This window comes from Microcoleus sp. AT3-A2, assembly GCF_036705685.1.
Taxonomy (GTDB): domain Bacteria; phylum Cyanobacteriota; class Cyanobacteriia; order Cyanobacteriales; family Microcoleaceae; genus Microcoleus.
On sequence record NZ_JAUBVF010000014.1, the window covers coordinates 1 to 22,264 of the forward strand.

Sequence of the window (22,264 nt, forward strand, 5' to 3'; positions counted from 1 at the left end):
CGATCGAACGTTCTCAACCAGAATCCGAACCGATTTTAGATACACCAAAGTCGATCGAACGTTCTCAACCAGAATCCGAACCGATTTTAGATACACCAAAGTCGATCGAACGTTCTCAACCAGAATCCGAACCGATTTTAGATACACCAAAGTCGATCGAACGTTCTCAACCAGAATCCGAACCGATTTTAGATACACCAAAGTCGATCGAACGTTCTCAACCAGAATCCGAACCGATTTTAGATACACCAAAGTCGATCGAACGTTCTCAACCAGAATCCGAACCGATTTTAGATACACCAAAGTCGATCGAACGTTCTCAACCAGAATCCCAACCAGTTGTAAAAAATCGGCCACTTAAAAAAAAGCCACAACCGAGTAGCGATTCTCAACCAGAACAGCCACCTGTTACCAAAAAGCGACAAATAGAAAGAAAAAAACAGGATAGCGACAGCAGCGAAACACCACCTGCAGGCGACTCAGAATGAACCAATTACCAATAGCCAATTACCCATTCCCAATTCCTAAATGTTAGTAATGATTAGTAATATTGTCGCAATTTACCGCAAAGAACTACAAAGCTATTTTGCCTCGCCATTAGCCTATGCCATCGCAGCAGTCTTTTGGCTAATCACCGGCTACTTTTTAATAGCCATCCTCCTAGCCCCCGACGGGTTAATTCCCCAAATCGGCCAGCGAGACCAAATGGGAATTACCGAACCTCCGATCGACGTAGCCTACGAATTCCTGCAACTATTCCTGCGAATAATGGGTTCCCTTTCCTTGTTCGTACTACCCGTACTCTCAATGGGACTTTACGCAGAAGAACGCAAACGTGGAACCTTAGAACTATTAGCCACATCGCCCTTAACAAACTGGGCCGTTGCTACTGGCAAACTCCTCGGTGTTTTAACATTTTATACCACGATGTTAGTGCCGCTGCTGTTCTGCGAGGCGATCGCCCTCAGTTCCTCAACCCCACCCGTACCCCCCGGAGTTCTTCTGCTAGGACACGGCGGCTTAATCTTACTAGCAGCAGGAGTATTGTCCCTCGGAATGTTTATTTCCTCCCTCACCGACAGCACAATTTTATCAGCCATCCTCACCTTCACTCTAGTATTATTTCTCTGGGTGATCGATGCAGTCGCCGTCAGTATCGGTGGCCCCTTCGGAACAGCATTAGGACATTTGTCGCTGCTAACAAATTACACCAATCTTGTCAAGGGAGTTTTCGACACCAGCAGTTTAATTATGTTTGCCAGTTACATCATTTTAGGAGTATTTCTGACCGCCCAATCCATAGATGCCTTGCGATATCAGCGTTCTTAAAAACATTAGGTAAGGCAGAGACAGAGAAGGTTATTTTTGCCAAAGTAAAGAGAAGTAAAGAGCAAAGGGAAGGTTATTTTTTCCCTGTTAATCATTCTACAAAATACCTCAAACAATGAGATTTATCAATCCCAAAATCGACTTTGCGTTCAAAAAAATATTCGGTTCCAGCGACAGCAAAGACATCCTGATTAATTTTTTAAACGCCATCCTTTATGAAGCACAGCCAATCATCGAAGACTTAGAAATAATCGACTCCCAACCAGAACCTCAAAATCTCGCAACCCAAGACACACACCTAGATGTCAAAGCCACAATTAACGGCGGCAGAATCGCCCTAGTTGAAATTCAACTGATAAACGTGCCTTCCTTTGGGAACAGAGTTTTGTACAACGCTGCCAGAAGCTACAGCCAACAATTAACAGGAAAAGAACGCTACGAAAGACTAAAAACAGTAATTTCCTTGAAAATTGCCGACTTTGAAATGTTTGAAAATCAGCCAGAATTTTTGTCGCGGTTTGTTTTTCAAGAAAAAGAGCAACAGTTTGAGTGTCCAGATACTGCAATAGAATTAGTATTTATCGAACTGCCAAAATTTACCAAGGAATTAGCAGAATTAGCAACAACAGCAGAGCAATGGATTTACTTTCTCGAAAAAGCCAGCACTCTGGAGACAGTACCAGAAACACTCAGTGCAGTTCCCGAAATTCAGAAAGCTTTTAGAATTGCCACCGAAGAAAACTTCACTCAGGAAGAATTAAATGAGTTGCAGAAGCAAGAATTGTGGATTCAAGACCAGCAGATTGCCATAGATGTAGCAAGAGAACAGGTGACAAAAACCGCTCAACTCTCGTTAATATTGCGTCAGCTAGTGAAGCGCTTAGGCACAATACAACCGGAAACCGAAAACTGCATCCGTCAATTAGGTATACAGGAATTAGAAGAACTAGGAGATGCCGTGCTGGATTTCAACAAGCCGTCAGATTTAACAGCATGGTTGCAGGCTAATGCGATATAGAATAACATCCTCAAACCGGAATTTTGTCACTCAATATTTACATTATGAAAATTAGCAAAACAAATTGGAAATACGTTTTTTTGCTGGGGCCCCTCCTCATCGCAGCGGGGGTAACAGCAGCATTTGTATCTGGAGTATGGGACCCCCTGACAGTCGGTTTAGTTATTGCCGGAGCAGTGACGATCGCACTTTGGCTGCTATATTTGAGTTACGAACAAAGCTTTTGGGGGCAGCGTTCCACTCAAGCCAGCACCAACGCGCTAATTGCTACCCTCGCCGTCTTTGTGATACTCGGAGTAATTAACTTCATAGCCGTTCGCTATCCCGTCCGCATCGACTTAACCGAAAGCCAACAATTTACCCTTGCCCCGCAGACTCAACAAATACTGCGAAACCTGCAACAAACAGTCAAAGTTTGGGTATTTGACCCCATCCAAAACCCCCAAATTAAAGAATTGCTGCAAAGCTACAAACGCGAGGGAGGCGAAAAGTTCCAATTCGAGTTTGTTGACCCTCAGACCCAACCGGGAAAAGCGCGGGAATTTAGTATTACCAGCATCGGAGAAGTTTACCTGCAATCCGGCGACAAAAAACAAGTTCTGCAAAAAGGTGGCACTGCTTTTGGTAGCGACCCAAATCAAGGGCTTTCAGAGATAAAACTTACCAATGGCTTAGAAGAAATCCTGAGCACTCGCGTTGCTACAGTTTACTTTTTGCAAGGCAAAGGAGCCCGCCCGCTACAGGAAGGTCAAGGCGGAATTCAGCAAGCTGAAAAAGCTTTGAAAGATAAATACTACAACGTCCAAACGCTGAATTTGACCGAACGCAAAGAAGTGCCAGAAGATGCAGATGCTTTAATCATTCCGGGGCAGGACAAACCGTTTTCCGATACAGAAATTAAAGCACTAAGAGCTTATCTCGATCGCGGCGGCAGTTTATTGTTAATGGTAGACCCGGCAATTGATACGGGATTGGGCAAATTGCTGGAAGAATGGGGCGTAAAACTAGACGCCCGTTTGGCCATCGATGCTTCGGGCACTGGTCAAAGATTTGGACTCGGCCCCACGGTTCCCACAGTCAGGCGCTACGGCGAACATCCGATTACTCAAAGTTTTGGCAACGGTATTTCATTTTATCCATTTGCGCGTGCTTTGGAAACCTCGCCAGTAGCAGGGATAGAGGAAAAACCGCTGATTTGGACGAGTCAGGAAAGTTGGGCGGAAAGCGATTTGACGACTAAGAAATTGGAGTTTGATCAGAAGACCGATAAACAAGGCCCGCTATTATTAGGTGTAGCTTTAGTTCGATCGTCCACTGACAGCACTCCCTTAAAGCCCTCACCTTCACCCACACCAACTTCGCCCTCGCCTTCACCCCAAGCATCGCCGACAGATTCACCATCGCCGACAGATTCACTATCTCCGACAGATTCACTATCTCCGACAGATTCGCCATCACCTTCACCCCAAGCATCGCCGACAACTTCGCCATCTCCGACAGATTCACCATCGCCGACAACTTCGCCATCTCCGACAGATTCACCATCGCCGACAACTTCGCCATCTCCGACAGATTCACCATCTCCGACAGATTCACCATCACCGACAACTTCGCCAACAGCTTCCCCAATCAGCTATTCGGTGATTGTGTCGCAAGAAGCAACGCCTCCAGCATTACCGACGACTTCGCCAACGCCCACAGCATCTCCCACAGCATCTCCCACAGCATCTCCAGAAAGTTCGCCAACACCCACAGCATCTCCCACAGCCTCTCCCACAGCATCTCCCAGTCCAACGGCAACTCCTTCTGTGCCTTCAACCTCTGGAAAAACATCGCGAATGGTAGTAATTGGCACATCTCAATTTGTGACTAACGGTTGGTTTGACCAACAACTCAATAGCGACGTGTTTCTCAATTCAGTCAGTTGGTTGAGTAAACCAGACCAGCAAAGCTTTTCTATCAGTCCGAAAAAAGCTACTAACCGGCGCATTAACATGACAGCCATTCAAGTAGGATTGCTGGTTTTAGCTTGGCTAATGTGGCCTTTACTCGGGCTGGGAATTGGCGGCGCTATCTGGTGGAAGAGAAGATAAGTTAGTTGACTGTTGACTGTTGACTGTTGACTGTTGTCAGTTGACAGTTGTCAGTTGTTATTAATAACAAACTCCCCAATTCCCAATGCCCAATTCCCAATTCCCAATGCCCAATGCCCAATGCCCAATTCCCAATTCCCAATTCCCAATGCCCAATTCTCAGTTATTATGAAATTGCAGAAAAATACATTAGTATTGATAGCCGTCGCGCTTAGCATGACTGGGTTGGTTGCTTTGTTCGAGATGCAAGTATCTCCGAAACAAGAAGCCGCTAAGGAAGAAAAACAGAAAATTTTTGCTTTTAACTCCGATCGCGTACAATTCTTTACAGTCAAAACTCCCGAAAAAATATTGACTTTTGAACGAGTTTATGCTACAAAAGGAGGCAAGTCTAGCTGGGAAATGAAATTGCCAGTGCAAGCACACGCAAGTCAGGCATCGGTGGATTTTTTGCTAGACAGGCTGGCAACAGGAAAGAGCGATCGCACGATTAATATTACTGCTGCTAAACTGCCAGAATACGGTCTCGACCAACCCCAAGCTACAGTCACAGTAAAACTGGACAACCAGGAAACTCACCGCCTAGTTTTAGGCAAAACAGACTTTAGCGGCCGCTTCTTGTACGCTCAAGCCAATCCGCCGGAAGCGCCCCCTCAAAATTCAGCCCAAAATGTGCCCGTGCTGCTAGTGCCTTTTGACTTTAAAAATGCCGTCCAGCGACCTTTGTCAGAGTGGAAAAAAGCAGAAGCACCCAAAACAGACAAACCGCAAAAACCATCTCCCACGCCAAGTCCTGAGAATAAATAGATGGCAGATTGCTCGAATAGGGTGCGGGGCACAGGACATTCGGTATGACCCGGTAACACTCTGGGATAGAATTTAAAGAACAAATCCCAAAACCTGTTACATCCAACATTCCTCACCTAAAATACAGAAAAGTCTAAACTTAAACTGTATTTAAGTGGCGTGCATTACCCCCAGGAAAGGGCGAATATGTTTCAGACAGCACTCAACCAAGGTACGACAGCAACGGATACAGCGCTTGACGTTGAACTCCGCAAGGTCTTTAAGGTATTTAACGGCGAAACCGCAGTCCGCGGAGTTGACCTCAACATCCGCCAAGGAGAATTTTTTAGCATCCTCGGGCCCAGTGGCTGTGGCAAGACTACGACGCTGCGCTTAATCGCTGGGTTCGAGACTCCCTCGGCGGGCGAATTGATGATTCGCGGCCAGTCGATGACCAACACTCCAGCTTACCGCCGTCCGGTAAATACTGTGTTTCAAAGCTATGCTTTGTTCGGACACATGAATGTCTGGGACAATATCGCTTTTGGATTGCGGATAAAAAAGCTGGGGAAAGCGGAAATTGAAGAACGGGTACGGGAAGTTTTGCAATTGGTGAAAATGGAATCTTTCGCCAACAGGTTTCCCGGTCAAATGTCGGGCGGCCAGCAGCAACGGGTGGCTTTGGCGAGAGCTCTGGTAAATCGACCGGCGGTTTTGCTACTGGACGAACCCCTGGGTGCTCTGGATTTGAAGTTGCGGAAGCAGATGCAGTTGGAACTGTCGAATTTGCATCAAGAATTGGGTTTGACTTTTGTGATGGTGACTCACGACCAAGAAGAGGCGATGAGTCTGTCTGACCGGATTGCGGTGATGCACGAGGGCAGGATTGAGCAAATTGGCTCTCCTGAAGAAATTTATGAGTGTCCCCAGACGGCTTTTGTGGCGGATTTTATTGGCGATACGAATTTGTTTGCGGGTACGGTAGAATCGATCGACCGATCGACTATCACAGTTCGCACATCAGCCAATCTGAAAATAATCGTTCAGCAGTCGGATATGTGGAATGGTGTCACAGGCGACTCTGTTGTGGTCAGCGTCCGGCCGGAAAAAGTATATTTGAATCTCTACCAGCCGGAAGTGTCGGTCAACTGTTTTGAAGGGCGGCTCAAAAATACTATGTACATGGGCACCCACGTTCATTACGTGGTTGAGTTGGCGTCGGGCGATAAAATTACAGTGCGCCAGCCAAATACCGGCGGCTCTTTCCCAGATCCGCACACGCCGATTTACGCTTATTGGGGAACTACTGATTGTCTCGCATTGACCGATAGGAATTAGTCAGTTGGCAGTTGGTAGTTGGTATTAGCCATTAGTCATTAGTCATTAGTCATTAGCCATTAGTCATTAGTCATTAGTCATTTGTTGGTGGTTGGTTCTCCTAACAAATAACATAGGACAATTCCCAATTCCCAATTCCCAATTCCCAATTCCCAATTACCCATTCCCCAATCTTCAATCTTCAATCTCCAAATCTAAAATCTAAAATCTAAAATCTAAAATCTAACTGTGCCTCCGACTAACTTACCAATTTCCAGGATTTTCCCGGCTAATTCTACACGCCGTCAGTTCCTAAAAAATTCGGCGGCGACAATTTCCGGGTTAGCTCTTTCTAGTTGTGGCTGGCGGCTTGCAGACGTACAATCTGCTCCTCCCGTCAAAGGTGATGCCGACCAACTTTTCATCTATACTTGGGCAGGATATACCGATAACGCTTTGCTCGATCGCTTTGCCGAAAAAACCGGCATTCGCGTAGTGGCCGACGTGTTTAGCTCCAACGAAGAAATGCTGGCGAGAGTTCAAGCCGGCGGGGCCCGCGCCTACAGCGTCATTTACCCGTCTGACTACATGGTGGTTCAAATGACGGAACTCGGGCTGTTGAACCCATTAGACCAGTCGATTTTGGGCGGGATCGATCGGCTCAAAAAACAGTTCCAAAACCCTGTTTATGACCCAGGAAACCGCTACAGCGTGCCTTTGAGTTGGGGAACCACAGGCTTAATTTACAACAGCGAACAACTCAAAGAAGAGCCAGAAGATTGGGACTATTTGTGGCAGCACAAACAGGAGTTAGCAAAGCGAATGACGCTGGCGAGTGATGTTCGAGAAGTCATGGGCGCTGCGTTGCGGATGCTGGGCTATTCTCTGAATTCTACGAACCAAGAGCAAGTGAAACAAGCTTACGAAAAGTTGGTGCAGCTCAAACCTGCGATCGCATCTTTTACTACTGATGCTTGGCGGCCTCAAATGCTGACGGGGGATTTGAAGGTAGCTATGTGTTATTCTTCTGATGCTAATGAAGTAATTTCAGATTCAGAGAACGATAAATTGAAGTATGTCGTCCCCAAAAGCGGTTCTTCTCTGTGGACTGACACTTTAGTAATTCCTAAAGGTGCTCCCAATCCCGAAGCAGCTTATAAATGGATTAACTTTATGCTGCAACCGGATGTCGCTGCTTCTTTAGTAGAGCGGCTCAGTTTTTCAACTCCTTTGGAAGATGCTTTTAGTTTGTTGCCGCCGGAAGTCCGCCAAAACGACATTCTTTTCCCTCCGGAAGCTATTTTGAAAAAGTGCGAAGGTGTGGCTCCGGTAGGGAAATTTATGGAAGTGTACGATCGCTATTGGACTAAATTAACCAGCGGCTAATCGTCAAACGTAGGGCGGGTTTTACACGCAATTTCTGATTCTTACCCAATATTTACATCAACCCGCCCCCGTACAGCCGATCGCACACTCTGTCCGTATTATATCCGCGTTAATCCGCGTTAATCAGCGGTTAAAAACTCAAAAAAATTGCTCTATGGCTGTTTCAACTAGAACTCCCCCTCCTCTTCCTCCCAATTCTTCCTTGAAGGCTGAAACTGTTTCCCCGTGGTCGGCGTGGGCTGGGCCGCTGGCATTGCTCGGCCCTTCTGGATTGTTGCTGCTTTTATTATTAGTCATACCAACTTTGGTGATTTTTCAGCTTAGTTTGGTGCCGAATATTAAACCGGGAGATTTGGTGAATCCTTCGGGAATCGGCAATTACCTGCGAGTGTTTGAGCCGCTGAATTTGCAGGTGATGGGTCGATCGCTCTTTTTCGCAACGGGGACTACTATTCTGTGTTTGCTGCTGGGATTTCCCGTGGCTTACTGGATCGCCCTCAATGTCTCGAAAAAGTGGCGGAATTTAACTTTGTTAGGCTTTGTTTTGCCGCTGTGGACTTCTTCGCTGTTGCGATCGTATGCTTGGATTACAATTCTGCGTCCTACGGGGGTTCTCAACTCGCTGCTGGCACTTGTAGGCATTCCTCCTCTGGAATTGCTCAATCAAAGTTCCGCAGTTTTAATCGGCATGGCTTACAGTTATTTGCCTTATATCGTGACAATTCTCTACGCTTCTTTGGAAAAGTTAGACCGCAGGTTGCTAGAAGCATCTCAGGATTTGGGCGCCAATCCGGTGGAAACTTTCTGGAAAGTGACAGTACCTCAGACGATGCCGGGAATTGCTGCGGGTTCTTTGCTAGTATTTATTAGCTGTTTGGGCGATTTTGTCGATCCGGAGTTGCTTGGTGGAGCTTCGAGCATGACGGCGGCTCGTTTAATTTACAATCAGTTTTTGGGGGCGACTCAAAATTGGGGGCTGGGTTCGGCTCTGAGTATGGTATTAATCTTTGCAGTGAGTATCGGAATTGCCCTTTTGCTCAAATATGGCGATCGTAATGCAATCTAAGTTAGTTAACTGTTGACTGTTGACTGTTGACTGTTCCAATAACCAATTACTAATTACCAATTCCCAATTACCGAGAAATGGAAAATACCCCCGAAAATCCACAGGAGGACATACAAGCCGATATGTACTTAAAACCTAAATTTAAGATTTCTTGGCAGGTGATATTTGCCGTTTTGATGTTTTTTTATATGTACCTGCCGATCCTGGTACTCACCTTTTACAGCTTTAACAAATCGCGTTTTAGCGCCGGCTGGGAAGGATTTACTTTAGATTGGTACGTTAAATTATTTAGCGATACGCGGATTTTAATTGCCCTGAGAAACAGTTTAACAGTAGCTGTTTGTGCAGTTGCTATTTCGGCTGTACTCGGCACTTTGATGGCCGTTGGTTTAGCCCGCTACCGCTTTCCTGGCAAGAGTTTATATCAGGGAGTTTCCTACTTGCCGATTATTATTCCAGATATTGCGACCGCAGTTGCTACTCTGGTATTTTTAGCGGCCCTGGCTATTCCTCTGAGTTTGTGGACAATTGTCGCCGCTCACATTGTGTTTTGTCTGGCTTACATCGCCCTAGCTGTTTCTACTAGATTGGCAGATTTAAACCCGTATTTAGAAGAGGCTGCCTTGGATTTGGGTGCAACGCCTGTTGAAGCTTTTATTCAGGTTTTGCTCCCTCAATTAATACCCGGAATTGTTTCCGGTTGTCTGCTGTCTTTTGTCCTCAGCATGGACGATTTTTTGATTGCTAGTTTTACCGCAGGTAGCGGGACTACAACTCTGCCGATGGAAATTTTTAGCCGGATTCGGACTGGGGTAAAACCTGATATTAATGCTCTCAGCGTGCTGTTGATAGTAGGTTCGGGAGGATTGGCGTTTTTAGCGGAATATTTGCGCGGCCGGGGCGAGCAAAAACGGACTCATTAGGCAGTGGGCAGTTGACAGTGGGCAGTTGACAGTTGATTATTTGTGAGTTGTTACCAATTCCCCATGCCCCATGCCCCATGCCCCATGCTGCTACTTAGCTGGTAATTTCACCTTAGTAGCCAAACCTAGTGCTTCCAAAACTTGAATAGTCATCCAAGTGAAGTCAATTTCCCACTTTTCCATCCCGTGACGGGCCGAGTATTGATAAGCATGGTGGTTGTTGTGCCAGCCTTCGCCGTAAGTCAAAAGCGCAACCCACCAACAGTTAGTAGAACTATCCTTTGTTTCGTAAGTGCGGTAGCCAAATTTGTGAGTGGCGCTGTTAACAAACCAGGTGCAGTGATACACCAAAACTAAGCGTACAAAAATTACCCACACTACAAACGGCCAGCCTGCTGCTAAGTAAAGCAAGACGCCAAAGACGATTTGCATCGGGAGAAAGTAGTTTTGCAAAAATTGGTAAAATGGATCGCTCGAAATGTCTTTTGTGCAGCGGGCAATTTCAGCGTGAGCTGGACCTTTATATAGCATCCAGCCGATGTGACTCCACCAAAAACCCTTTTGGGCATTGTGAGGGTCGAGCGCATTTTGGTCAGAGTGGGTGTGGTGCAGTCGGTGCAGCCCAACCCAATCAATTATTCCTCCTTGACAGGCAAGGGCTCCGCAAAATGCTAGAAAGTATTCTACGAATTTTGGTGTCTGAAAGCTGCGGTGGGTGAGCATACGATGCCATCCGAGAGTTATTCCCAAACCGCCGGTTATCCAGTGCATAAATACTGTTAAACCAACTGCTGTCCAATTGAAGTTACTAGGTAGCAGGGCGAACAAAGCGCCGATATGAAGTCCTGCTAAACTAATAACGTGCTTCCAATTGTATTGGAGTTTTTCTTGAGTTGCTATTGTCATTCTTTTTTTGATTTCTGATGAGATGCCGACCGGGATTCACGCATAATAGTTTGGATTGAGCAGTGAACTTTTTTTGCTGCACACTTGCCCAAACTAATAAAGAATCAATGATAGATTTGGGATTAGGATTGAAAAAGATTTACGGTTGTATTTTGAAAATAAAAAATTTGGTGGCCAAACAAATTTTTTTGTTCCCAATTATATTATAACTGATTCTGGTTTTGGTTGGGTCGATCGCACCATACGGATCGATCTCTGTTCAACCCAACCTATACCGATCGCAAAGACAGGATTAGGCATTGGTCACCAGCCATTAGTCCAAAACTGATGAGCGACAACCAATGACTAATTGCCGATCTCTATTTTTCTGCTAATTTCACTTTGGTTGCCAAACCCAGCGATTGCAGCAATTGAATTGTCATCCAGGTGAAGTCGATTTCCCACCATTGCAGGCCGTGGCGAGCCGAGTATTGAAAGGCGTGGTGGTTGTTGTGCCAGCCTTCGCCGTAGGTGAGCAGAGCCACCCACCAACAGTTCGTCGAGCTATCGCCCGACTCGTAGGTGCGGTAGCCGAATTTGTGGGTAGCGCTGTTAACCAGCCAAGTGCAGTGGAACACCACCACGATCCGCATAAACACGCCCCAAACCACGAAAGACCAGCCGCCTAATAAATAAAGCAAAACACCGAAGACAACTTGGATGGGGATAAAATATGCTTGGAGAAACTTGTATACTGGGTCGTCGCCGATGTCTTTAGTAAAGCGAGGGATTTCAACTCTGATCGGGAGATCCGAGAGCATCCAACCCATGTGGCTCCACCAGAAGCCTTGATTGGAATCGTGGGGATCTGTTTCGGTGTCGGAATGTATGTGGTGTAACCGGTGCATTCCTACCCAGTCGATCGGGCCACCTTCGCAGGAAAGCGTACCGCAAATAACTAGAAAATACTCTAGCCATTTCGGTGTTTGAAAACTGCGGTGGGTGACGAGGCGGTGAAATCCGAGAGTAATTCCTAAACCACCTGTTACCCAATGCAGGAATACTGCTAGCCCGACCGCAGACCAGCTAAAATTACCCGGCAGCAAAGCAAATAAAGCACCGATGTGCAGAAAGGCCATAAAGCCTACGACAGGCCAATCAGGAGAAGTTTTTTTGGAAGTTGCAATCGTCATGAATATATTATGTTTACAAACTAGGGGCCGCATCTACGCCATAATGAACAGCGCGCACGCAAAGGGTGAGCGAGGTATAGATGAATAGCGTTTCACGGCTACAGGAAGCAGAACAGGCACTCTTTCAGATTTTTTCTGGTATTGACACTACAGTCAAGCAAAATCTTCAACGAGTCTTAAAAGCTTTTCGCAGCCACCGGGTTGGAGTCCACCATTTTGCAGGGGTTACGGGTTACGGCCACGATGATTTGGGTCGGGAGACTTTGGACGGAGTGTTTGCCGAAGTGGTAGGGGCCCAGGCCGCGGCTGTCCGGGTACAGTTTGTTTCAGGTACTCACGCGATCGCCTGTGCTCTTTTTGGCATCCTGCGTCCTGGTGACGAAATGTTGGCAGTGGCTGGTTCTCCCTACGATACTTTAGAAGAAGTGATCGGCTTGCGGGGGCAAGGTCAAGGTTCACTGCTTGAGTTTGGCATTAGTTACCGTCAGTTGCCTCTAACTCGCGAAGGAAGTGTGGATTGGCAGGCATTGAGCTCTACTATTTCAGCAAAGACTCGCCTGGTTTTTATCCAGCGCTCTTGCGGCTATTCTTGGCGGTCGAGTTTGTCTATTTCTGAGATTGAAAAAATCGTCGCCATAGTCAAACATCAGAATCCTAGCACAATTTGCTTTGTTGATAATTGTTACGGGGAGTTTGTTGATGATTGCGAACCTACTGCTGTGGGTGCGGATCTGATGGCTGGTTCTTTAATCAAAAATCCGGGGGGTACGATCGTCCCTGCAGGCGGTTACGTGGCCGGGAGGGCTGATTTAGTGGAGGCGGCAACTTGTCGCTTGACGGCGCCGGGAATCGGCAGCAGCGGCGGTGCAACTTTTGATTTGAATCGGTTGCTGTTTCAGGGTTTGTTTATGGCTCCCGGTTGTGTGGGGGAGGCGATGAAGGGAAATCATTTGACGGCTTATGTTTTTTATAAGTTGGGTTATCGAGTGAATCCTATGCCTTTGGCTAGAAGACGAGATGTGATTCAGGCGATCGAATTCGGTTCTGCTGATAAGTTAATTGCTTTTTGTCGCGCCGTTCAGCAAAATTCCCCCGTTGGTTCCTATTTAGATCCGGTGCCGGCTCCGATGCACGGGTATGAAAGTCAGTTAGTGATGGCTGGGGGTACTTTTATTGATGGGAGTACGTCGGAGTTTTCGGCTGACGGGCCTCTGCGGGAACCTTACGTGGCTTTTTGTCAGGGGGGAAGTCATTGGACTCATGTATCGATCGCCTTGGAGGATGCGATCGAGGCTGTGGGCCCCGCTAATAAGTAAGTTGTAGGGGCGGTGCTGTACCGGGGTATCTCTGGGTTTTCATGGTGATTTTTGGGGATTTTTTGACCGCAGATGCAGGCAGATTGACACTGATGAACGCAGATTAGAAGATGTATCCGGGATCGGCTGCTGGGAGTTGGCTCGCCTTCGATCGCGCCGGCACCGGTACACAGAAGCAGAGTTAAAATTAATATCGCTGTATTTGCGAGTTTACTCGGCTTTTTTGAGTGCTTGAATATCGCCTTGCATAATTATGCTGACATTGCGCGAAATCTTGTCTATTTCCCAATCCCACCACCTAATTTCTAATAGTTCTGCAACTTCACCATCGCTAAAACGCTGTTTGATTGGATGGGCGGGGTTTCCACCCACAACGGTGTAAGAAGGAATGTCTTTTACTACAACGGATTTGGCAGCAATAACGGCACCGTCGCCGATTTTGACTCCGGGCATAATCAGCGATTCATAGCCGATCCACACATCATTGCCGATGACGGTATCGCCTTTACTTGGCAGTTCCATTAATAAATTCATGGCTGTTTCCCAACCGTTGCCAAAAACCGGAAAAGGGTAAGTTGAAATGCCGTCGAGTTTGTGATTTGCACCGTTCATGATGAATTTGACGTTGGTGGCGATCGCACAAAATTTGCCAATAATTAATCGATCGTTTCCGTAGTTATAAAGTACATTTTTTTCAAAGTTTTCTGGATCTATTGGATCGTCGTAATATGAGTAATCGCCGACGATAATGTTGGGGGATTTAATAAAGTTTTTGATGAAGCATACACGCCGCTGATCGGCCATCGGATAGGGTCGGTTTGGATCGGGCCCAATTTGTGTCATAAGTTTCAAGCTTTATTCGTTAAGCGGCTGGATTGATGTACTGTTAATCCGAGTTAGGTTTGCTTCTGCTTCATTAACATAGACTAATAGAGTTTGTCAAGGGGTGGGCGAGAAATTTGGGGTCGATCGCCCTGCAAGAAATGAGACAAAATGGTAAAAGCCAACATCCATCCGTGTTGCGAAGCGGTTAAAAATCCCAAATTAATATTAAACAAGCGATCGCAGTGAGATAATTTATGAGAGTACGAACCTACGAAATCGGTGATACCCAACAAATTGTAAAACTGTTTTACGACACCGTACACGAAGTAAACATCCGCGATTACACACAAGCACAAGTAGATGCTTGGGCTCCAGCCGATATCGATATTGAAAGTTGGACTAAAAGTTTAAGCAGTAAATTTACTTTCGTAGCAGAAGAGGGTGAGAAAATTGCAGGTTTTGGGGAATTAGAAGCAAGCGGCCATATCGATCGCTTTTACTGTCATCAAGATTTTCAAAGGCAAGGAGTTGGTAGGCTAATTTTAAAACAAATTGAGTCAAAAGCCAAAGATTTAGGAATTAACAAGTTATTTACCGAAGCCAGCATTACAGCTAGACCTTTTTTTGAAACCCAGGGATTTATTGTGATTAGAAAACAAGAAGTAGAACGCAGAGGACAAAAATTCATCAACTTTGCGATGGAAAAAAATATATAAACAACGATTTGTGTAAAATTAGATCGAAGAGTTTTATCCAGGAGTTGCGATGGTGACGGAAGCTACAAATGTGCTGGGCGGAAAGTTAGAGACTTGCTGCACTTCCCCAATGACAGGATATTATCGGGACGGCAAATGCAATACAGGTGGTGGCGACTTTGGGGCTCACACTGTTTGTGCTCAACTTACAGAAGAGTTTTTGCAATTCACCAAGTCGAATGGAAATGATTTGAGCACTCCGGTTCCCGAATTTAACTTTCCCGGTTTGAAGCCTGGGGATTGCTGGTGTTTGTGCGCTTCTCGCTGGAAGGAAGCAATGGATGCGGGATGTGCGCCGCTTGTGGTTTTGGGTGCGACTCACGCCCTGACTTTGGAATACGTTTCTTTGGATGAATTGAAGCACCATGCTGCTGATTTGTAGGAGGATGTGGGTGTGCGATCGCTTTTAGTCAATAAGGGCGATCGGGTTTTTCTGATGAATAGCAAATTTATCCTTCGTAACTGAAATATTTAAGTGCGATCGGGCGTCACTGTAAACTTTTATGGTTTAAATTGTGGTTTCCACTTACAGATAGACTCTGGCTTGAGTGGGCAAGTTTTGGGAGCGATCGGATTTCCGCTGAGTTGTAACCAAGTCAGGTTAGTTAAGGATTGCAATCGTTTGATGTCATTGATTTGATTGTTTTCGAGATTTATCGCAGCCAGTTTAGTCAAAGATAGCAATGGTTTGATGTCGCTGATTTTATTATTGTTGAGGTCTAACCAAGTCAGTTTAGTCAAGGATGCTAGCGGTTTGATGTCACTAATTTGATTGTTGCTGATGTCTAACCAAGTCAGGTTAGTCCAAGATGCCAGCGGTTTGATGTCGCTGATTTGATTGTTGTTGAGTTGGAGAGTAGTCAGGTTAGTCAAGGATGCTAGCGGTTTGATGTCGCTGATTTGATTGTTGCCGACGGAGAGTGTAATCAGGTTAGGCAAAGATGCTAGCGGTTTGATGTCACTGATTTGATTGTTACTAATGTGGAGTGTAATCAGGTTATTCAAAGATTCTAAAGGTTTGATGTCGCTGATTTGATTACCCCAGAGGAAGAGTGCGGTGAGACTCGAAAGTTTCTGATTAGCCGCATCGCACTCAGTAGTTTCTGCTTCCTTCAACAGCACCTCAACTGTATGTTTAGCTTCTGGACTCAAAGAATCTTTTTCGCGACACCATTCAGCAAATGTTTTGTTTCCAGATCGCACTTCTGCAGCCTTCGCAGACAGTCCATTTCCAGATAATGCTAAAAGCACACAACAAGTAAGTGCGATCGACCTTGGTAAATTGATATATTTCTGTGCCACTATAAGTGTCATAATCTTATATATCTAATTGAACGTTAAAGCCATCTTGCACCACAAACACAACCAATAATTGATTCAGTTTTTTTCAAAGGACTTAAGCTTTGAGGCAGAGGTTTCAACCCCTGCCGGACTGAAGGAAAGAGGGCAATATCATGTACCTGCAAAATACCTCTTAAAAACTCTCCGAATCACCTCACTCAGGCAACTTATACTGCCCCACAATCCGCTTAGCATATTCCGGCACATGAGCCTCTAATTTCTCCGGGTAATTGCGCTTCACGTACAGATAATTGCGAGTGAAATGAGAATCAATCGAAAACCGAGCATATTCCAAACCCTTCGGCCCAATTCTCTCAATAAAAACTCCCATTAACTTCGCCGCCCACATCGGCAAAGTCACTCCTTTTTCATAAGCAGGAATGCTTTGCTGAACCGCCTCTTTTCTGTTTCCCTTAGACATCACCGGCTGAGTATTTAGCTGATTCGTTACCAAATCTAACATTTCTTGCCCGGTGTCATTTCGCACCACAATCCACTGCCAGCCAAAGGGTGCGCCCATGTAGCCCACAACCAAATCTGCTAAAGAATTGACATAATCAAAACAGCTCAAACAAGAAGGAGCAAAAACATCCTTCAATTCCTTAGTATTCAAGCCAAAAAACGGCACTTTCTCTTCCGAACCATCTTCGTGTTTGAAGTGAACGTTAAAGTCTTGCATAAACTCGTAAGAAACCACCGTTTCAGGAGAGCGGCTAGTCGTGTCTAGGAATTTCTGCAAGCCTGCACGGCTGACATTATCTACGCAGGGAGTTCCCAAAACGTAGAGCTTTTCTAAACCGAGTTTTTTCTCGACTGTTCGCAAAGCTTGAATTTGACAGCCGACGCCAATTACTAACAGCCGCTTCATCCCAGATTCTTCGATTTGTTCTAATACGGAAAGATTGGGAGAGAGAGTGGGTTTGTTGACTTTAGCTGCGAGAATCTCTTCACGATTCCTAGCAATAATCGGCATCGGTTGAAAGCGGTCTTCCTTAGTATTTTGGACGCAAACAACGCCTTCTACAATTCCTTTTTCGAGCATTTCAATGGCAATTGTGCTGACGATCCCCGTCCACTGAGCGCCCTCGATCGGCTCTTTTTTCCGAGCCGCCATCATATTTTGACTGACTCCGAAATACCAATCGTCGGGATTGTCGAGATTGCGCGATCGCCCGTGAATCTCTTCTTCTAATTCCGCGATATGCTGTGTTAAGAAAGCACAAGATTCCTTGACATAATGGATGTAATATGTATCGCACAAACCGCACTCGCTGCAAAGTTCTTTAGCGGGGCGGCGGCTACCCGGTTTGAGGGCCTTGGATTTTTGGTGTTTAGTAGAATCTGTTGCGGTCATCTAAATTACTTATTTTATGCAGATATGGCTTTTGTTAGGATATCACAGCAATTTCCGTTGATTTACCTCCTTTATTCTTTCTTTCATTCCTCCCAGGCGGACGCAAGCTTGTGCGGGAGCAAATTCGGTTCGCCCGAAATTGGCGGTTTTCAAAGCTTAAAAAATATTAGTCAGGACTTACCTAGCTTGCGCTAGAAACCCGGTTTCTTCCTGAATACCTCACTGTTAAACCTAAGATTTATGGTAAAAACCGGGTTTCTTTGTGTAGTTTTGGTAAAAAAAAAATCGGTTTCAAAGAATCGCAGTGCGTCCAGGAGTGTTTGTGTAAGTCCTATTAGTATCAATCCGGATAAAGCGGGCGATCGCGGGAATACATAGCCAAATAAAGCTATAAAAAAATGGTAAAAATGTTTGTGACAACAGCCCTCGCTGGCATCATGATGAATCTCGCGATTTCGAGCTTTGGATTTGCTGCTTTAATTGGCCCTGTTCCCGCTATGAATCAAACTGTTGCGACTCTAGAAAGAATGCTCAGCGCGACACAAAAGCCGGCGGCCCTGAACTATTCGCGCCTGGGGATTGGCGGCGTGCGGTTGGGGATGTCTGTAGAAGAGGCAAAACGTAAGTTGGGAAAACCGCAGCGCGACGAAACTAAATCTGCTGGATCTGGGCTCGGTGGCAAGATTCGTACGCTAACCTACCCAAGATTGACCGTAGCAGCATGGGAGGGAAAAGTTTATTTAATTTCTACTACCAATCCCAAGTTTCTGACAATTGATGGTGTGAAGCTAGGAGATAACAGCCAAAAAGTCGTTAAAACTTACGGTTACGGGTCGCAATCAGTGCAAGGTGGAGTGACTCGATTGACTTACAGCAATGACCAAAAGGCTTCTAATTTGATTGTGGAAATTAAGGGCGATCGCGTGCAAAAAATTATTGTGAGCACGCAGCTCAACTGAAATATTAAACAACTGTGCAAAAGTCCGGGTTCACAAGTTGGTAGTAATGACTTTATTCCTTATTTATGAGGATTTTTAGCCTTTCTGTGAGTTGACTGGAGGGCTTTTTCCTGATGTGCGATCGCCCGATTCTTTTTAATCCTCTTCATCATCATCCGACAATATTGCCATTTCCTCAGCAATTAGTGTCTGAAAATCCTCTCCGCAGTGAACGTTCAGATGAATTGCAGAGAGGAAGGAAGTCTGCTAGAATTTCAGCTTTTTGTCGATCGCTCAAATCAGGTAACTGAAGCTGATGGAGTGAACTACCCAGCGTTCCCCTTCGGAAGATCGTGGGCTTCTATTTTCGTAGGGGAGTACCTTAGATTGGACTTACGCTCCACCTTTGGACTTACCTTCCCTCCAACAGCAGAAACGGCTGTTCCATCCGTCTTTACCATTCTGATACCTTCATTCCTGATATTTATTGCAGCATTGCCATCTCTGTCGTGATGAGTGCCGCAGTGAGAGCAAGTCCACTCACGTACATCTAGAGGCATTTCTGAGACTTGATGCAAACAAACAGAACAGGTTTTAGAACTAGGGAACCATCGATCAATTTCTACGAGCTTACCGCCATTGCGCTCTAGCTTGTAGCTAAGAAAATTGACAAACATTCCCCAACTAGCATCAGATATAGCTTTAGCTAAGCAATGATTACGAACCATGCCTTTAACATGAAGACTTTCTACTACGACAACTTGGTTTTCGTTGACTAGCTTTGCACTTAGCTTATGCAGAAAATCTTGCCGACAATTGGCTACCCGTTCGTGTACATTAGCAACTAATTTTTTAGCTTTCTTGCGAGAATTACTGCCATCCTTTTTGCGAGATAGACTTTGCTGCTTACGTTTTAGATTACATTGATGTTTGACAAAATATTTGGGATTCTCAAACTTGGAAACTTTAGCGCCATCAGAGACGATCGCAAAGTGTTTTAATCCTAAGTCAATCCCAGATATTTTGCCAGAAGTTGAAATCTCTGGATTTTCACCTTCAACCTCAAACAAAATCGCAGCGAAGTATTTACCTGAAGGGTCTTGGCTCACCATGACCGTTTTAATATTTCCATCAATCGGTCTATGTAATTTCGCTTTAACTACTCCAAGTTTAGGAAACTTGAGTTCAGTGTTAGAAATGATTTCCACATTTTGGGGATAGTGAACTGACTGCTTATGCCTTTTCGATTTGGACTTAGGAAACCTAGCCTTTTTCTCAAAAAAGTTTTTATAGGCAGTCGTGAGCTTAAGCGTAGTGGCTTGCAATACTTGGCTATAGCAATCGCTTAACCACTTATACTCCTCTTGCTTCTTTAGCTTTGGCAGTAAGGCATTTAACGCAGATTGTCCAACTCCTTTACCCGTCTCTTGATAGACTTCAATGGACTTGTTAAGCGCATAATTCGACCACCAACGAGCGCAACCAAAACTCTGTGCGAGATGTTTGCATTGCTCATTAGTAGGGTATAAACGAACTTTGACAACTTTGCGTAGCATTTACTTACTACTAATTGCTGTCTACAGTAATCTTATATCAAAGATATTGCTGATCTGCAAAGATAATTGCAAAACAATCTGAGATTTAGTCTCACACCCATACAAAAAAGTAGAGGTGCGATCGATCGCATCTCTACAATAATTCTAAATAAGGTGCACCGAGTGCACCCTACCAATTAGCGGTTCTGGGGAACAGGAGCACTCGGTGCTCCAGAAAAAGTCGCCTCACCAGTCTTAGCCCGCTTTTTGATCAAGATAGGCTTGACGCTGTTTTCTCCACCAATCGGGGGATCTTCTTGTTGAGCGTAATCCGCGCCCATCCAAGCAGGACGGCTTTGGTCGAAAGCCATTTGCAAAGCAGCAGCGGCGATCGCGTGGGAGTCGTACTCCTCAGATAACTGAGACACCAGAGGCAAGAAAGATGCCATCCGTTCGCCAGCCAAAGCTTCGCGAACTTTACCCTGCATCTTTTCCAACTGACGTGCTTCAATTTGCGCCCGTGTCGGAATGTTTCGCACCGTCAAGCTCGATCGCACGTGGCGTTCAATCAAGCGCAGTTTGCGGCGATCGACCGGTTGAATCAGCGTAATCGCCGTTCCTTCGCGACCAGCCCGGCCCGTGCGTCCGATCCGGTGAACGTAGCTTTCCACACTGTCGGGCAAATCGTAGTTAATCACGTGAGTCAAGTGATCCACGTCCAAACCCCGCGCCGCAATATCAGTTGCCACTACCCAGCGCACCTGACATTGGCGGAACCGATGCAACAAACGTTCCCGCTGTGCCTGATTCAAATTACCGTGATACTCGTCAACGCTGTGACCTGCTGCTTGCAGTTGGCTGGTGAGTTCTGCCGCCGATTGCCGAGTCCGCACAAAAATCAGTGCAGATTCCGGGTCTTCCATTTCTAAAATTGGCTGTAGGGCTCTTGCCTTCGACCAGCCACGGGGAATCATGTACACGCCTTGGCTGATGCGCTTTGGCGTTGCTTTTGGCTGTTCTACGGTGACGTTGACTGGGTTACGCAAATGCCGCGCTACCAATTTCCGAATGGAAGCTTCCATCGTCGCCGAGAAAAATGCCGTTTGACGTTCTTTTGGTGCAGCATCCAAGATTTTTTCCACATCCTGGATAAAGCCCATGCTCAGCATTTCGTCAGCTTCATCCAAAACCAGCCACTTTACCTTGTCTAGTTTCAGGCTGCCGCGGCTGAGCATATCCAATATGCGTCCGGGTGTACCGACAACAACGTGAACGCCGCGCTTCAAACGCTGCATTTGACGATCTATCGATTGACCGCCGTACACCGTCAGAACTTGCAGAGAGCGACCCACTTTTACCGGGCCGTCGCTGCTGATGCCGCTCAAATCGCGGATGGCTTCAGTTACTTGCATCGCCAATTCGCGAGTCGGCGTCAGCACCAGTGCTTGCACTGCAGTTACATCTAAATCAATCCGCTCCAAGATGGGCAACGAGAATGCTGCCGTTTTGCCTGTCCCTGTTTGGGCTTGACCCACAACGTCGCGACCTGCTAACAGGTGCGGAATTGCTTGTACTTGGATGGGAGTAGGTTCTGTAAAGCCTAGTGTTTCCAGATGGAGAACGAGTTCTTCCGAAAGACCTAAGCCTTCAAACAATAAATTCATTAATGCTCCTAATAACGAGTCTTAGCCTTCTAAGTTGCCCAACTCGGATGCGGATTTCTGCTCGGCGGCAGGAACTCATAAGAGTTCTTTATGGTGCTGCGCCTGCGCGCACCTTCTTAAATAGCAATCGAGTATAGGGCAGCTCCGTCGATGGTGACTAAATTTACCAATTCGACAGCCGTCTTTGATTTTGTGACATCACCGATACCAACCGCCAGGGGTCGGGTTATAGGCTTCCAACATTCTTAAAACAGGACATTGGACTTCCTTTGAGGTACTTGCAAGCTTTCCCTCGTAGGCATTTTATAGTGAGGATCATGACCAGCCCCACTTAACTACATAGTAGTAATAGGTTTTTTGGTTCAGGCGCTATCCCGCAATCCGTCGCCTGCGGGATTGAGCAGGGGATGCAGCGACCGTTACCGCCTATCCATCTCAACACTCTTTCGGGATACCGTTGTGGTGTAGGGCGGACGGCGAAGCAATCTCAAATTCTCCCCGCTTATTTCTGGCTTGCTACTATCATAACTCTTTACATTC

General features: G+C 46.0%; 19 protein-coding genes and 1 pseudogene. 13 read left to right on the plus strand and 7 right to left on the minus strand.

The genetic code is table 11. From position 1 onward, the window contains the following. From QUB37_RS10935 to QUB37_RS10975, 9 genes and pseudogenes are all read left to right on the plus strand, one after another. Positions 1-488, plus strand: a pseudogene (locus QUB37_RS10935) (ATP-binding cassette domain-containing protein); the annotation flags it as partial. Between the two features lie 40 nt (positions 489-528). Beyond that, the gene (locus QUB37_RS10940; protein WP_333161783.1) at positions 529-1,329 is read left to right on the plus strand and encodes an ABC transporter permease; all 801 of its coding nucleotides are present in this window, start codon (positions 529-531) and stop codon (positions 1,327-1,329) included. Between the two features lie 115 nt (positions 1,330-1,444). After that, positions 1,445-2,347 carry an Rpn family recombination-promoting nuclease/putative transposase gene (locus QUB37_RS10945; protein ID WP_333161785.1) on the plus strand — a complete coding sequence of 301 codons (903 nt, stop codon included), beginning with the start codon at positions 1,445-1,447 and terminating at the stop codon, positions 2,345-2,347. A 44-nt stretch (positions 2,348-2,391) separates the two neighbouring features. After that, complete coding sequence (locus tag QUB37_RS10950) at positions 2,392-4,440, plus strand: Gldg family protein (RefSeq protein ID WP_333161787.1); 2,049 nt, start codon at positions 2,392-2,394, stop codon at positions 4,438-4,440. A 120-nt stretch (positions 4,441-4,560) separates the two neighbouring features. Continuing rightward, entirely contained in the window at positions 4,561-5,247 is a 687-nt protein-coding gene (locus QUB37_RS10955) for a DUF4340 domain-containing protein (RefSeq protein WP_333161788.1), read from the plus strand. 186 nt (positions 5,248-5,433) lie between these two features. Further along, the gene (locus tag QUB37_RS10960; RefSeq protein ID WP_333161790.1) at positions 5,434-6,564 is read left to right on the plus strand and encodes an ABC transporter ATP-binding protein; all 1,131 of its coding nucleotides are present in this window, start codon (positions 5,434-5,436) and stop codon (positions 6,562-6,564) included. Between the two features lie 228 nt (positions 6,565-6,792). Further along, complete coding sequence (locus QUB37_RS10965; RefSeq protein ID WP_333161792.1) at positions 6,793-7,929, plus strand: spermidine/putrescine ABC transporter substrate-binding protein; 1,137 nt, start codon at positions 6,793-6,795, stop codon at positions 7,927-7,929. 154 nt (positions 7,930-8,083) lie between these two features. Continuing rightward, positions 8,084-8,995: an ABC transporter permease gene (locus tag QUB37_RS10970; protein WP_333161794.1), complete on the plus strand. Its 912-nt coding sequence runs from the start codon at positions 8,084-8,086 to the stop codon at positions 8,993-8,995. A gap of 77 nt (positions 8,996-9,072) precedes the next feature. Further along, the gene (locus QUB37_RS10975; protein WP_333161796.1) at positions 9,073-9,918 is read left to right on the plus strand and encodes an ABC transporter permease; all 846 of its coding nucleotides are present in this window, start codon (positions 9,073-9,075) and stop codon (positions 9,916-9,918) included. A gap of 90 nt (positions 9,919-10,008) precedes the next feature. Here QUB37_RS10975 and QUB37_RS10980 read toward each other — a convergent pair whose 3' ends face one another. Both QUB37_RS10980 and QUB37_RS10985 read right to left on the minus strand, forming a co-directional pair. Beyond that, positions 10,009-10,824, minus strand: coding sequence for a fatty acid desaturase (locus QUB37_RS10980; protein WP_333161798.1), 816 nt, complete (start codon positions 10,822-10,824; stop codon positions 10,009-10,011). A gap of 359 nt (positions 10,825-11,183) precedes the next feature. Then, complete coding sequence (locus QUB37_RS10985) at positions 11,184-11,996, minus strand: acyl-CoA desaturase (RefSeq protein ID WP_333161800.1); 813 nt, start codon at positions 11,994-11,996, stop codon at positions 11,184-11,186. Between the two features lie 80 nt (positions 11,997-12,076). Between QUB37_RS10985 and QUB37_RS10990 the strand changes: the two genes are divergently transcribed. Next, positions 12,077-13,312: a methionine gamma-lyase family protein gene (locus QUB37_RS10990; RefSeq protein WP_333161802.1), complete on the plus strand. Its 1,236-nt coding sequence runs from the start codon at positions 12,077-12,079 to the stop codon at positions 13,310-13,312. 210 nt (positions 13,313-13,522) lie between these two features. Here the strand turns inward: QUB37_RS10990 and QUB37_RS10995 are convergent, their stop codons facing one another. Continuing rightward, positions 13,523-14,155 carry a Vat family streptogramin A O-acetyltransferase gene (locus QUB37_RS10995; RefSeq protein ID WP_333161804.1) on the minus strand — a complete coding sequence of 211 codons (633 nt, stop codon included), beginning with the start codon at positions 14,153-14,155 and terminating at the stop codon, positions 13,523-13,525. A gap of 236 nt (positions 14,156-14,391) precedes the next feature. On the opposite strand from QUB37_RS10995, the gene QUB37_RS11000 reads away from it, so the two are divergent. Then, positions 14,392-14,853, plus strand: coding sequence for a GNAT family N-acetyltransferase (locus QUB37_RS11000; RefSeq protein WP_333161806.1), 462 nt, complete (start codon positions 14,392-14,394; stop codon positions 14,851-14,853). Between the two features lie 49 nt (positions 14,854-14,902). Continuing rightward, positions 14,903-15,274, plus strand: a complete 372-nt coding sequence (locus QUB37_RS11005) for a DUF2237 domain-containing protein (RefSeq protein WP_333161808.1) — start codon at positions 14,903-14,905, stop codon at positions 15,272-15,274. A 119-nt stretch (positions 15,275-15,393) separates the two neighbouring features. On the opposite strand, the gene QUB37_RS11010 is transcribed toward QUB37_RS11005, so the two are convergent. Next, a complete protein-coding gene (locus QUB37_RS11010) occupies positions 15,394-16,206 on the minus strand; it encodes a leucine-rich repeat domain-containing protein (RefSeq protein ID WP_333161810.1) in 813 nt (270 codons plus the stop codon). Positions 16,207-16,387: 181 nt separating this feature from the next. Beyond that, entirely contained in the window at positions 16,388-17,587 is a 1,200-nt protein-coding gene (locus QUB37_RS11015) for a Coenzyme F420 hydrogenase/dehydrogenase, beta subunit C-terminal domain (protein ID WP_333161812.1), read from the minus strand. Positions 17,588-17,985: 398 nt separating this feature from the next. On the opposite strand from QUB37_RS11015, the gene QUB37_RS11020 reads away from it, so the two are divergent. After that, entirely contained in the window at positions 17,986-18,546 is a 561-nt protein-coding gene (locus QUB37_RS11020; protein ID WP_333161814.1) for a hypothetical protein, read from the plus strand. A gap of 305 nt (positions 18,547-18,851) precedes the next feature. Here QUB37_RS11020 and QUB37_RS11025 read toward each other — a convergent pair whose 3' ends face one another. Both QUB37_RS11025 and QUB37_RS11030 read right to left on the minus strand, forming a co-directional pair. Then, the gene (locus QUB37_RS11025; protein WP_333161816.1) at positions 18,852-20,081 is read right to left on the minus strand and encodes an RNA-guided endonuclease TnpB family protein; all 1,230 of its coding nucleotides are present in this window, start codon (positions 20,079-20,081) and stop codon (positions 18,852-18,854) included. 176 nt (positions 20,082-20,257) lie between these two features. Further along, complete coding sequence (locus tag QUB37_RS11030) at positions 20,258-21,724, minus strand: DEAD/DEAH box helicase (protein ID WP_333085686.1); 1,467 nt, start codon at positions 21,722-21,724, stop codon at positions 20,258-20,260. Positions 21,725-22,264: the final 540 nt, after the last annotated feature.

Coding starts and splice junctions, on each gene's coding strand:
- QUB37_RS10970 (WP_333161794.1), top strand. CDS start 8,084: ATGGCTGTTTCAACTAGAACTCCCCCTCCTCTTCCTCCCAATTCTTCC.
- QUB37_RS10955 (WP_333161788.1), top strand. CDS start 4,561: ATGCCCAATTCCCAATTCCCAATTCCCAATGCCCAATTCTCAGTTATT.
- QUB37_RS10990 (WP_333161802.1), top strand. CDS start 12,077: ATGAATAGCGTTTCACGGCTACAGGAAGCAGAACAGGCACTCTTTCAG.
- QUB37_RS11030 (WP_333085686.1), bottom strand. CDS start 21,724: ATGAATTTATTGTTTGAAGGCTTAGGTCTTTCGGAAGAACTCGTTCTC.
- QUB37_RS11015 (WP_333161812.1), bottom strand. CDS start 17,587: ATGACCGCAACAGATTCTACTAAACACCAAAAATCCAAGGCCCTCAAA.
- QUB37_RS11020 (WP_333161814.1), top strand. CDS start 17,986: ATGGTAAAAATGTTTGTGACAACAGCCCTCGCTGGCATCATGATGAAT.
- QUB37_RS11025 (WP_333161816.1), bottom strand. CDS start 20,081: ATGCTACGCAAAGTTGTCAAAGTTCGTTTATACCCTACTAATGAGCAA.
- QUB37_RS10945 (WP_333161785.1), top strand. CDS start 1,445: ATGAGATTTATCAATCCCAAAATCGACTTTGCGTTCAAAAAAATATTC.
- QUB37_RS11005 (WP_333161808.1), top strand. CDS start 14,903: ATGGTGACGGAAGCTACAAATGTGCTGGGCGGAAAGTTAGAGACTTGC.
- QUB37_RS10975 (WP_333161796.1), top strand. CDS start 9,073: ATGGAAAATACCCCCGAAAATCCACAGGAGGACATACAAGCCGATATG.
- QUB37_RS10950 (WP_333161787.1), top strand. CDS start 2,392: ATGAAAATTAGCAAAACAAATTGGAAATACGTTTTTTTGCTGGGGCCC.
- QUB37_RS11010 (WP_333161810.1), bottom strand. CDS start 16,206: ATGACACTTATAGTGGCACAGAAATATATCAATTTACCAAGGTCGATC.
- QUB37_RS10995 (WP_333161804.1), bottom strand. CDS start 14,155: ATGACACAAATTGGGCCCGATCCAAACCGACCCTATCCGATGGCCGAT.
- QUB37_RS10960 (WP_333161790.1), top strand. CDS start 5,434: ATGTTTCAGACAGCACTCAACCAAGGTACGACAGCAACGGATACAGCG.
- QUB37_RS10985 (WP_333161800.1), bottom strand. CDS start 11,996: ATGACGATTGCAACTTCCAAAAAAACTTCTCCTGATTGGCCTGTCGTA.
- QUB37_RS10940 (WP_333161783.1), top strand. CDS start 529: ATGTTAGTAATGATTAGTAATATTGTCGCAATTTACCGCAAAGAACTA.
- QUB37_RS10980 (WP_333161798.1), bottom strand. CDS start 10,824: ATGACAATAGCAACTCAAGAAAAACTCCAATACAATTGGAAGCACGTT.
- QUB37_RS11000 (WP_333161806.1), top strand. CDS start 14,392: ATGAGAGTACGAACCTACGAAATCGGTGATACCCAACAAATTGTAAAA.